This window comes from Streptomyces sp. NPDC059010 (genome assembly GCF_042740355.1).
GTDB lineage: Bacteria > Actinomycetota > Actinomycetes > Streptomycetales > Streptomycetaceae > Streptomyces.
Genome location: NZ_JBHYJA010000036.1, coordinates 76201 through 87597, shown reverse-complemented (window position 1 = coordinate 87597; position 11397 = coordinate 76201). Strand labels below are relative to the sequence as shown.

Below are 11397 nucleotides of genomic sequence, written 5' to 3'. Positions count from 1 at the left end.
CACGCCCCCTCCGCTATTTTCTGCCCCCCCCCGACCCTGGGCGCGCAAAACACCCGGCGGGGGCCCCCCCGCCGGCGGGGCCGGCCCCCCCCCCCGGCGCGACTGCCGTACAGGCTGAACGAGCTCTACGGGCTGTACCGACTCAGGGCCTACGGCCGTACCAGCCGACCAGGCGGTCGATCGCGGGGGCGTCCTCCGGGACGTCCACGACGGGGCCGAACGGCACCTGGCCGCCGCGCGGTTCACGGGGCACGGCCCGCTGCATGGCGGCCAGCGGTGCGGCCAGGACGGTGTCGTCCCACTCGGGGCTCTGGTCGGTCGCCTTGGCCAGGTCCCAGGTGTGCAGCACGAACTCATTGGTGTAGATGATCGCGGCGACGGCGCCGGGGACGGGCCCCCAGGGCAGCCCGATCTCCCGGCCCAGGACCGCGGGGTCCGACCAGACGGACCGCAGTTCCTTCGTCCCGGCGGCCCAGGCCTCGGCCCAGGCGCCGTCGGCGACGTCCTCGGCGAAGTGCGGAACGGCGAAGAACTGACCGCCGGCGCCGATCACGGCGACCCTGCGGAGCACGGAGACAAGGTGATTGGACAGTTGGCGTACCGAGTAGTCAGGGCACGGCGTGGTGCGGTCGTAGTCCTCGGACCGCACGGCGGCGAGCACGTCGCCGGCCAGGTCGACGGCCTTGAAAAGACCGTCGCGGGAGTCGGGGAGGGACGGGTTGGCAGGGGTGTTCGCAGGGTTCGTCATGCCGTCGAGTCTTGCGGCCAAATAGGCCATCCTCCGGCCTATTTCCCCGGAAAGGCTGATCTCTGATGCGAGCTGACCGATTGGTGGCGGCTCTGCTGGTCCTCCAGGCGCGCGGCCGGGTGACCGCCGCGGAGCTCGCCGCCGAGCTGGAGATCTCCGAACGCACCGCGCGCCGCGACCTGGAGGCCCTGATCGCCTCCGGCGTCCCCGTCTACGCCCAGCGCGGCCGGGGCGGCGGCTGGCGCCTGGTCGGCGGGGCCCGCACGGACCTGACCGGGCTCACCTCGCCGGAGGTGCAGGCGCTGTTCCTGGCCGCGGGCGCGTCGGGCGCCTCCCCCGAACTGCGCGCGGCCTTGCGGAAGTTACTGCGCGCCGTGCCGGAACCGCTGCGCCCGCACGCCGAGGCGGCATCCCGGGCACGGATCGTCGACGAGCTGGACTGGTCGCGCACCGCCGTGACCGCGGGCGGCCCGCACCATACGGCCCTGGAGCGCGCGGTACTGGACGGCAGACGGGTCCGCCTCGGCTACGCCCGCCCCGGCGACGAACCGCACGAACGCACCGTGGACCCGCTCGGCCTGGTCCTCAAGGCGGGCCACTGGTACATGGTGGCCGGCACCCCGGACGGGCTGCGCTCCTTCCGGCTGGGCCGCGTCACCTCGGCGGAGCCCACGGACGAGCCGGTCGCCCGTCCCGCCGACTTCGATCTGGCCGCCGCCTGGCGCTCACTGGCCACCCGGCTGGAGGACCGCCTGCTCGCCGCGACGGTCACCGCACACGCGGACCAGGACGCCCTGCCGCTGCTCCAGCGGCTGTTCGACGGGCGGCTGAGCATCGGCCGGCTGCTGCCGGACGGCAGACGGGAGATCGAGGCCGCCGGACCGTCCGTGGAGGTACTGGCCGCGCAGTTCGCCGGTCTCGCGGACCGCGTCGAGGTGGTGGGCCCGGAGCAGGCCCGCGAACAGCTGGCCCGCCTCGGCCGGGCCCTCACGGCTCGCTACGAGGAAGACAGAGTCACTTTCCTCTAGGTACCTACTATACGAAGGATGCTAACGTCGCAGACATCGCGCGAAAGCGCCCCAGCTTCTCCCTGATTACCCCTGTTTATCCACGACTTTGGGAGTTCTCATGATCGTTGTCACCGGAGCCTCCGGAAACGTCGGCCGCCCGCTCGTCGAGGCGCTCGCCGCAGCGGGCGAGAAGGTCACGGCCGTGTCCCGCAATCCCCTCTCCCACGACCTTCCGGAGGGGGCGCGACATGTCCGCGCCGACCTCGCCGATCCCACCACCCTCGGCCCCGCCCTGGAGGGCGCCGACGCCCTGTTCATCCTGCTGGCCGGCGAACTGCTCGGCGGCGGCGCACCCGCCGTCGAGGTCCTGGCCGCCGCCAAGGAGTCCGGCGTACGACGCGTCGTACTGCTCTCCTCGCAGATCAACGGCACCCGCCCGGACGCCCTCTCGCACGGCCGGCTGCGGGAGTTCGAGGAGGCCGTCCGCACCTCGGGCCTGGACTGGACGATCCTGCGCCCGGGCGGCTTCGCCTCCAACGCCTACGCCTGGATCGAGACCGTCCGCACCCAGCGCACGGTGATCGCCCCGTTCGCCGACGTCGCCCTGCCCGTCGTGGACCCGGCGGACATCTCCGAGGTCGCCGCCGTGGTGCTGCGCTACGAGGGCCACGCCGGGCAGACGTACGAGCTGACCGGCCCGGCCGCCGTCACCCCGCGCGAGCAGGCCGCCGCGCTCGCCGAGGCCATCGGCGAGGAGGTGGGCTTCGTGGAGCTGACGCGTGAGCAGGCCCGCGAGCACATGGCGCAGTTCATGCCCGAGCCGGTGATCGACGGCACCCTCGACATCCTCGGCGAACCGCTCCCCGCCGAGCAGCGCGTCAGCTCCGACACCGAGCGCGTCCTCGGCCGCCCGGCCGGCTCCTTCGCCGGATGGGCACAGCGCAACGTGCACGCCTTCAAGTGACGCCGACACCCCCGAACAGCCGCGGCGCCCCCGAGTGACGCCACGCCGCGGCCCCCGGCACCGCCCCGGATCCGGAATCCCCCGTACGGGTCCGGGGCGGGCCATCCCCAGCCGACGCAGGGCCGAACGACGCAGGGAGACCTCCATGGAAGCCGTACCCACGGACGCTGCGGCCACGGACGCCGTATCCATGGAAGCCGCGGCCACGAACGCCGAGACCGCTGCGGCGACCCTGCTCCACCTCACCCGTCAGACGCCCCCGGCCGACCCCGAGCAGCTGTCGGACTGGCTGGACGCGACCGCCGACCGGCTCGGCGAGACCCTCACCCACCTGACGGCCCTGTGCGCCACTCTCCGGGACGCCACGCCGCTCAGCTTCCATCACCCCCAACTGGCCCGCTGCACCGACCAGTTGACCGAGGCGACGGCAACCTGGAACCGGCTCCTGGCGGACCGCACCTGCCCCGGCGTCCTGTGACCCCGGGGCAGCCGACGCCCTCACCGCGGCTCAGCCCAGCCCCCAGGCCCGCCCCATCCGATACGCCGCGCACAGGTTCACATCGAGCAGATACGCCCCGGCACTTCCGCACTGCTCACTCCCGCTGCCCGGATCGACGGGCTGCCCGTGCCCCATCCCGGTGACGCTGTACGTCTCCACGACCGCACGCCCGCCCGCGTCCCGGAAGACCTGATGCGGATACCCGGCGACACTGTCGCTCACGTCGGCGACCTGATCGCCCCCGTGCACATCGGTCCACTGCCGCATCAGGTCCGTCATATTGACGGGCTTCACGGTGTAGTCGGCCGTGCCCTGGAAGGCGACCAGCGTGGGCCAGGGCCCGGAGTACCCCGGCCGGGCGGCCCGCACCCGGTCCCCCCACTGCTTCGGCGTCTGCGTCGCCCCGACGTACATGCACACATACGGCGACCCGGCGGCCTGCGCACACCCGTACGGCAGCCCGGCGACGACGCCGCCCGCCGCGAACCTCTCCGGGTACGCCGCCATCATCACGGCCGCCATCCCGCCCCCGGCGGACAGCCCGGTGACATACACACGCGACACGTCACCGGAGACATCGGCGACCTGCCGGTCCACCATCTGCGCAACCGACGCGGCCTCGCCCTGACCGCGCGCGATGTCCCCGCTCTGGAACCAGTTGAAGCAGGAAGAGGCGTTGTTGGCGGCCTGCTGCTGCGGCAGCACGACGGAGAAGCCCCAGCGATCGGCAAGCTGCGTCCACCCGCTGCCGGTGCCGTATCCGGAGGCGTTCTGCGTGCACCCATGCAGGGCGACGACCACGGGCCGCCCGGCGGGCAGCCCGTCGGGGACGTACCGGAACATCCGCAGAGCACCGGGATTGCTCCCGAACCCGGTGACCTCCTGGAGGGAGGCGGCGGTGGCTCGGCCGGGCGTGAGGACGGCGGCGATCAGGGCGGCGACGAGAAGGGTCGCCCATAGGAGGACTCGCTGACTTGCGGCTCTGGTCTGTGTCATGGGGAAGGACCGTAGAAACGTGAACGACTCGCCGATATGGAGTGGGACACCACAACCGAAGCGTCGGCCATGTGCGGAGAGCGTCCTACGGCACCACCGTGGGCCGCGGCGTGGCGCCGGCGTCGCCCCGGAACGACTCGTCCTTCGCCCACGCCCCGACACCGAGCTTCCCCGTCGTCCCGAGGTCGAGTTCCGGCACCACCGTCACCGGGCGGGCACCCGGCTTCGCCCACACCCGGACGTACGGCGCGTTCACCGGTTCGCCGAAGGTTGTGGTGTTCCGCCACGCCAGCGTGGTCTGCGCGGCCTCGCCCGGCTTCAGCACTACGGGCCGCGGGCTGCCGGTGCCGCCGACGCCGGTGCTGATCGCGTCCGTACCGTCCAGGATCCGCACCCCGTCGACGGAGTCGTGGTCCTCATCGAGGAGTTCGAGCTTCGGGTAGCCGTCGAGCCGGTAGGGCCGGGTGCCGCAGTTGACGAGATGCAGGCCGACGACACGCAGCCCCATGGCGGCATCCCCCTTGTCCGCGTAGAGATGCACCCCGGACGCGGGGCACGGCCCCGAGGCGGACGACGCCTCGTCGGCGGGAACGCTGCGCACCTTCTCCACCTTGACGTTCGCCACGTCCGACGCGTCCCCCATCGACGCCCCCAGCCCGGCGGTCCCCTTGACGGTCCGCCCCGGCCCGACCGGGGCGACGGTGCGCTCCACGTGGTCGACGATGGTGCCGGACGAGGAGAGGAACCCGAGGGTGACGGTGTAAGCGGCCTTCTCCGTGCCGCTGTTGGTGACCTCGAAGCCGGCGGAGAAATCGGCCCCGCAGCCACTTCCACTCCCCCAGGCGTACAGCCCGGTGACCTTCACGTCGCCCCCGGTCGTCCCGTCGGCCGAGGGCAGGGGAAGCGGCGTCGGCGTACCGGAGGCACGGCTGCCGTTCTGGGCGAACTCCGACGGACACAGCGCCTCGGCACGGACCCGCCCGTCACCGCCCGGCGCGGCGCTCTGCGAACCACAGGCGGCGAGCAGCAGAACACCGGCGAGGACGGCCGGAACAGCGGAAACGGCGGGAGCACCGGGAAGGGCGCGTAGGGCGCGCGGGTTGGCAGACATCACAGATCATTCTGAATGAACTGATCGACCAGGGACACATGGAACTCGCCATATCCGAACCGCTCCCCGAGCGCCCGGAAACGGCCGTACCGCTCCTGGGTGAGAGGCATCCACAGCGCGAGCAGCACCCGCAGGAACAGCCGGAAACCGAGGTCGGGATCCACCTGGACGACGACCTGCTCCAGCGCCCGCGCCGCGTCGGCACCCGGTACGCCCTGCCCGTGCGGCTGAATGGTCCTGGACGCCAACTCGCCTTCCAGGCCCCGCAGTTCACGCAGCACGTCCTCCGCCAGGTCCGCCCGCACCGGCACCGACGCCGGTTCCGGCCGGTAGGCGGGCGCGGTCTCCCGCAGCCGCTCCCGGCAGACCTCGGCGATCCGCTCCAGCCACTGCCGTATGCCGAGGCCGAAACGCTCGGGCCGGTAGCCGCAGTCGCTCGCGGCCAGCCACAGGGTGGTGAGCGTCTCCGTGGACAGGGGCGAGGCGAGCAGCCGCGTCACGTCGTCCAGCAGCACGGCGGCACCGGTGCCCGGCGACTCCCGGACGCCGTCGGCCCCGGCCACCTGGCGCAGGGCCTCGTCCGCCGTGCCGTCGTACCAGTGCGCGAACCGCCCGCTGAGCTCCGAGAGCCCGAAGTCCCAGTCGTTGTCACGCCGGGCCGGGTCGATGGGCGGCCAGTCGACCGCCAGCCCGCCGTGGACGACCGTGAAGCAGTACTCGAAGGGCTCGCTGAGCTCGATGAACCGGTCGTAGCGCGCCTTGTCGACCCGCACGGAGTACGTCTTCAGGATCCGCAGCAGCAGCCGGAAGCCGAGGTCCGGCCCGGCCTCGACGACGGCCCGCCGCAGAACGGGGACGACCTCCGGCAGCGGCACCGCCCGCTCCAGGTCCGCCTCGACCGCCCCGATCTCGGCGAGTACGGCGTCCCGCATCTCCTCCTCCACCAGCACGGGCCGAGAGGGCTCCACGAACATGGTGCTCCGGTACTTCACAAAGCGCTTCGCCGGCTTCGGCGGCGGCGCCGGATACGCCTGCGACCAGCCGCCCAGCCAGGACCGCACGGTCGAGCCCCGGGCGGCCGGATCGGACCGCTCGCCGTCGGCGGCCAGCCACAGCGTACGGATCATGCCGTCCGACAGTGACGACTCCAGCAGCCTCCGGGCGTCCTCCCCGACCTGCTCGTCCCCCTCCACCTCGCCGCCGGCGAGCGGAAGGGCGGCCCCGGACCTCCCGGCGAGACCGCTGAGCCCGAAGTCGTCGTCGTACATCACGTAGTACGGCTCGTCCGGCTGCGTCGGCATCCCCGTCTTCATCCCCGTCTTCATCCCCCGTGTTTCACGTTTTCCGGCATGACAAAGGCCCCGCTGCCCGGAGGCGGCGAGGCCTTTGCCCACATGGGTTGGGAGGTTCGGAAACCTCCCGATCGTGTGGAGATGGCGGGAATCGAACCCGCGTCCAACGGTGCGGAATCAGGGCTTCTCCGTGTGCAGTCTGGTACGAGTTTCTCAGCCCTCCGGATCACCCAGACAAGTCCGGAACGGGCTCAGTCACTGTTAGATTTCCCTCTTCACCCCGTGACCGGGATCAAGGTTTAGTTCCCTAGCTGATGCCAGGATCCGGGTCGGGAACAGCCCCGGGCTGACACTTCGCAAGTCGCTACTTAGGCAGCGAGGGCGAAGGAATCGCGCTTGGTGTTGGCGATTATTTTTTGCGACATATGGTTTACGAGATCATTGCCGCTTCCTCGACACGCTTCCCCTGCTTCGACAACCGCTGTCGAAACCGATCATCCCCATGTTGTTTTTTCAAATCCCGCCAGAAAGAACCGACGGAGGCGCGGCACCCTCTGTGAGGTGCAGTGCCATCGTACGTGACCAACGCACGCCGATGCCACTGTATTCCCGCCCGTCAGCCGCCCCGCTGCCGCCGCTTCGCCGCCGCGATCGCCCGGTCCGACTCCCGCCGGTCCTGCTTCTCCCGCAGGGTCTGCCGCTTGTCGTACTCCTTCTTGCCTCGCGCGAGAGCGATCTCCGCCTTCGCCCGGCCGTCCCTGAAGTAGATGGCCAGGGGCACGATGGTGTGACCCGTCTCCTGGGACTTGGCCTCCAGCTTGTCGATCTCCTCGCGGTGCAGGAGGAGCTTGCGCTTGCGGCGCGCGGAGTGGTTGGTCCAGCTGCCCTGGTGGTACTCCGGGATGTGGGCGTTGTGCAGCCACGCCTCGCCCCGGTCGATCTGGACGAAGCCGTCGGCCAGCGACGTCCGTCCCTCACGCAGCGACTTGACCTCGGTGCCCATGAGCACCAGGCCCGCCTCGTACGTGTCGATGATCGCGTAGTCGTGCCGGGCCTTCTTGTTCTGGGCGACGATCTTGCGCTTGCCGCCCTTCTCGCCGTCCCTGGCCTTCGCGGCCGACCCGCCCTGCTTGGGCTGGGACTCCTTCGGTACGTACATTCCCTTGCTCATAGTGCCGTCCATTTTCGCACTACGGAGGGGGCGGACGGAAAGCCGATTTACGAGGCGCCCGAGGACTCGCCCGACGCCCCGCCCGACGAATCGCCGAGCCCGCTCAGCACCGTCTCGGCCCGCTCCAGGACACCCCGCTCGGCCTCCAGGTCGGGGGTGATGCCCCGGCCGTCGACGGCCCGTCCGGAGGGGGTGCGGTAGTGGCCGACGGTCAGCTCGGCGACGGAGCCGTCGGGGAGGCGGCTCGGCATCTGGACCGAGCCCTTGCCGAAGGTGCGGGTGCCCACGACGACCGCGCGGCCGCGGTCCTGCAGCGCGCCGGTGAGCAGCTCGGCCGCGCTCATCGTGCCGCCGTCGACGAGCGCGACCAGCGGTCTGGCGGTGTCGCCGCCCGGCTCGGCGTGCAGGGCACGCTGGTCGCCGTCGACGTCGTAGGTGGCGACGAGGCCGCCGTCGAGGAAGGCGGAGGCGGTGGTGACGGCCTCGGTGACCAGACCGCCGGAGTTGCCGCGCAGGTCGAGGACGACGCCGGTGGCGGCCGGGGCCTGCCGCACGGCGGAGCGGACCGCGGCGCCGGCGCCCTTGGTGAAGGAGGCGATCCTGACGACGGTGATGCCGCCGGCGAGTTCTCGAACGGTGACCGAATCGGTGGACAGACGGGCCCGCTTCAAAGTGAGGTGCCACGCGCGCGTGCCGCGCTCCAGCCCCAACGTGACGGCCGTACCGGCGGGGGCGTCGGTGGCGTCCCCGCGCAGTAAGGCGATGACGTCGGTGACCGGACGTCCGTCGACCTTCTGGTCGTCGACGCTGCGCAGCCGGTCACCGGCGCGGATCCCGGCGGCCGCGGCGGGCGACCCCGCCCGCACCTTGGTGATCTCGATCCGGCCGTCCCGCTCGCGCCGCGCCCACAGTCCGACGCCGGTGTAGGCGCCGTCGAGGGCCTCCTCGAACTCCTCGTACTCGCCCTCGGAGTACACGGCGCCCCAGCGGTCCCCGCTGCGGCTGACCGCCCGCTCGGCGGCCTCCATGGGGGACTGGCCGGCGGCCATGGCCTCGGCGGCCACCGCGGCGATGTCCTCGTGGCCGCCCGCGGAGGCGGCCGAACGTGCGGCACCGGCCGGAGACTTCCGGTCGGATACGGGCAGGGAGCCGGTCGCGGCACCGGCGACGAGCACACTCGCGAAGACCAATGTCAGGGCGGCCCCGCGGCCGAAGCGGCGGGGCTGACAGAACAGGTCACGACCTGACATGCCGGTGAGTCTAGGACAACGCAAGGGGCCGTACGGTCCGTTGCCCGTACGGCCCCCTTGGCGTTGGTCACACCTTCAGGTACTTGCGCAGCGCGAAGAACGCCGCCAACGCGGGCATCAGCAGGCTCGTGGCGAGGATGAGCGGCAGCTTCGTCAACACCGCGTCCCAGCCGATGAAGTTGATCAGATCGAGTTTCTGGGCCAGGGCGAGTCCGTGATCGATGATGAAGTACCTGGCGACCACCAGGAACCCGCACGCGACCGCCCCGCCGATCAGCCCGGCGACCGCGGCCTCCATGATGAACGGCGCCTGGATGTAGAAGCCGGAGGCGCCGACCAGGCGCATGATCCCGGTCTCCCGGCGCCTGCTGAACGCCGAGACCCGCACCGTGTTGACGATCAGCATCAGCGCGACGACCAGCATGAGCGCCATGACCGCCCGTGCGGCCCAGTTCATGCCGTTCAGCAGCTCGAAGAGGTTGTCCAGGGTCTCCTTCTGGTCCTGCACGGACTGCACGCCGTCCCGCCCGTCGAAGGCGGTGGCGACGACCTGGTACTTCTCCGGGTCCTTCAGCTTGATCCGGTACGACTCCTGCATCTGGTCCGGCGTGAGCGAGGCGGCCAGCGGGGAGTCGCCGAACTGCTCCTTGTAGTGCTTGTACGCCTCGTCCTGCGATTCGTACGTCACCTTGTCGACGACCGACATCTTGTCCAGGTCGGCGGTGATCTCCTTCTTCTGGTCCTCGGTGACCGCGCCCTTGGCGCAGTTGGGGTCGGACTCGGCGTCGCTCTTGTTGCAGAGGAAGATCGAGACGTTGACCTTGTCGTACCAGTAGCCCTTCATGGTGCTGACCTGGTCGCTCATCAGGAGCGACCCGCCGAACAGGGCGAGCGACAGGGCGACGGAGACGATGACGGCGAACGTCATCGTCAGATTGCGGCGGAGACCGACACCGATCTCGGACAGAACGAACTGGGCGCGCATGGCGTCTGGTTATGCCTTTCCGTGGAGCGTGTCGGCGGTCAGTGCTGGTAGCCGTAGACGCCGCGGGCCTGGTCGCGGACGAGGCGGCCCTGCTCCAGCTCGATGACGCGCTTGCGCATCTGGTCCACGATGTTCTGGTCGTGCGTGGCCATCACCACGGTGGTGCCCGTCCGGTTGATCCGGTCGAGCAGCTTCATGATGCCGACGGAGGTCTGCGGGTCGAGGTTGCCGGTGGGCTCGTCGGCGATGAGCAGCTTGGGCCGGTTGACGAAGGCCCTCGCGATCGCCACCCGCTGCTGCTCACCACCGGACAGCTCACCGGGCATCCGCTCGTCCTTGCCGCCCAGCCCGACGAGGTCGAGCACCTGCGGGACGGACTTGCGGATCTCGCCGCGCGACTTGCCGATGACCTCCTGCGCGAAGGCCACGTTCTCCGCGACCGTCTTGTTCGGCAGGAGCCGGAAGTCCTGGAACACCGTCCCCAGCTGGCGGCGCATCTGCGGCACCTTCCAGTTGGAGAGGCGTGCGAGGTCCTTGCCCAGGACGTGCACCTGACCGTGGCTGCACCGCTCCTCGCGGAGGATCAGCCGCAGGAAGGTGGACTTTCCGGAGCCGGAGGACCCCACGAGGAACACGAACTCGCCCTTCTCCACTTCCAGGGACACATCCCTGAGTGCGGGGCGGGTCTGCTTGGGGTAGACCTTGGAGACATTGTCGAATCGGATCACGGATGCACCACGGGTCGCCGGGGGTAGATGAGCGTGACCATACGCGAACCGGGGGTGGGGGCGCAGTCGCCGGAAGGGGTTGCGTAAGGGTTGTGCCCTTTTGTGCCGGATGACGGTGACGCCGCCAGGGGCGCGGGGAACTGCGCGAACGGCCCCCACCCGCCCGCAGCCGCGAGACAATGGGCAACCACCCCTCCGGAAGCGCCTGAGCCCTTTCCGGAGGAACCTGGCACAGTAGAAGAGGGAACGTTCTCGGGCCCGAACCCGTTGAACCCCCCGGAGGGAACCCGCTAGGAGGGCGAGCGCATGACGTACGACCGGCTGGTGTGCGCGAGCTGTGCCGCGCCCGTGAGTGAGGGCCGCTGTCCCGTCTGCCGGGCGAACCGCGAGCGGCTGCAGCAGGAGAACCCGTTCGCGGGCCTGAACCCGATGACGCTGATCGCCCTGCTGGCGGTGCTGATCGCAGCGGTGGCGCTGCTGGCGCACCAGACGGCGTAGGGCGGCGCACGCACCGTAGACGGACATACCGAGGGGGGGGGGGGGGGGGGCCGCCCCCCCCCCCCCCCCGCCCCCCCCCCCGCGCGCCCCCGCCCCCCGCACACCCCCCCCCCCCCCCCCCCCCCCCCCCCCCCCCCCCCCCCCT

12 protein-coding genes and 1 other RNA gene are annotated in these 11397 nt (G+C 71.0%); 4 read left to right on the top strand and 9 right to left on the bottom strand.

Features of this window, described 5'->3' with window-relative positions; genetic code table 11:
- Window positions 1-142: 142 nt before the first annotated feature.
- The gene (locus ACFWYS_RS32485) at window positions 143-748 is read right to left on the bottom strand and encodes a TIGR03086 family metal-binding protein (RefSeq protein ID WP_384776491.1); all 606 of its coding nucleotides are present in this window, start codon (window positions 746-748) and stop codon (window positions 143-145) included.
- A gap of 65 nt (window positions 749-813) precedes the next feature.
- On the opposite strand from ACFWYS_RS32485, the gene ACFWYS_RS32480 reads away from it, so the two are divergent.
- The 3 genes from ACFWYS_RS32480 (at window position 814) to ACFWYS_RS32470 (ending at window position 3200) form a co-directional block, all read left to right on the top strand.
- Entirely contained in the window at window positions 814-1776 is a 963-nt protein-coding gene (locus ACFWYS_RS32480) for a helix-turn-helix transcriptional regulator (protein ID WP_384776489.1), read from the top strand.
- 100 nt (window positions 1777-1876) lie between these two features.
- On the top strand, window positions 1877-2722 hold the full coding sequence (locus tag ACFWYS_RS32475; RefSeq protein ID WP_384776487.1) for an SDR family oxidoreductase: 846 nt from the start codon (window positions 1877-1879) through the stop codon (window positions 2720-2722).
- 145 nt (window positions 2723-2867) lie between these two features.
- Complete coding sequence (locus ACFWYS_RS32470; protein WP_384776485.1) at window positions 2868-3200, top strand: hypothetical protein; 333 nt, start codon at window positions 2868-2870, stop codon at window positions 3198-3200.
- A gap of 30 nt (window positions 3201-3230) precedes the next feature.
- Here the strand turns inward: ACFWYS_RS32470 and ACFWYS_RS32465 are convergent, their stop codons facing one another.
- The 8 genes from ACFWYS_RS32465 to ftsE form a co-directional block, all read right to left on the bottom strand.
- Entirely contained in the window at window positions 3231-4217 is a 987-nt protein-coding gene (locus ACFWYS_RS32465) for an alpha/beta hydrolase family esterase (RefSeq protein WP_384776483.1), read from the bottom strand.
- Between the two features lie 85 nt (window positions 4218-4302).
- Complete coding sequence (locus ACFWYS_RS32460; RefSeq protein ID WP_384776481.1) at window positions 4303-5328, bottom strand: DUF4232 domain-containing protein; 1026 nt, start codon at window positions 5326-5328, stop codon at window positions 4303-4305.
- On the bottom strand, window positions 5328-6629 hold the full coding sequence (locus ACFWYS_RS32455) for a contact-dependent growth inhibition system immunity protein (protein WP_384776479.1): 1302 nt from the start codon (window positions 6627-6629) through the stop codon (window positions 5328-5330). Before ACFWYS_RS32455 ends, ACFWYS_RS32460 begins: the two co-directional genes overlap by 1 nt.
- 124 nt (window positions 6630-6753) lie before the next feature.
- Window positions 6754-7122: a transfer-messenger RNA gene (gene ssrA, locus ACFWYS_RS32450) on the bottom strand.
- Window positions 7123-7236: 114 nt separating this feature from the next.
- Window positions 7237-7779, bottom strand: a complete 543-nt coding sequence (smpB, locus tag ACFWYS_RS32445; RefSeq protein ID WP_384776529.1) for an SsrA-binding protein SmpB — start codon at window positions 7777-7779, stop codon at window positions 7237-7239.
- A gap of 59 nt (window positions 7780-7838) precedes the next feature.
- On the bottom strand, window positions 7839-9041 hold the full coding sequence (locus ACFWYS_RS32440) for a S41 family peptidase (RefSeq protein ID WP_384776477.1): 1203 nt from the start codon (window positions 9039-9041) through the stop codon (window positions 7839-7841).
- A gap of 67 nt (window positions 9042-9108) precedes the next feature.
- The gene (gene ftsX / locus ACFWYS_RS32435) at window positions 9109-10026 is read right to left on the bottom strand and encodes a permease-like cell division protein FtsX (RefSeq protein ID WP_384776475.1); all 918 of its coding nucleotides are present in this window, start codon (window positions 10024-10026) and stop codon (window positions 9109-9111) included.
- A gap of 38 nt (window positions 10027-10064) precedes the next feature.
- On the bottom strand, window positions 10065-10754 hold the full coding sequence (ftsE, locus tag ACFWYS_RS32430) for a cell division ATP-binding protein FtsE (protein ID WP_384776473.1): 690 nt from the start codon (window positions 10752-10754) through the stop codon (window positions 10065-10067).
- 306 nt (window positions 10755-11060) lie between these two features.
- Here ftsE and ACFWYS_RS32425 point away from each other — a divergent pair, with 306 nt between their 5' ends.
- Entirely contained in the window at window positions 11061-11252 is a 192-nt protein-coding gene (locus ACFWYS_RS32425; RefSeq protein ID WP_272123918.1) for a hypothetical protein, read from the top strand.
- Window positions 11253-11397: the final 145 nt, after the last annotated feature.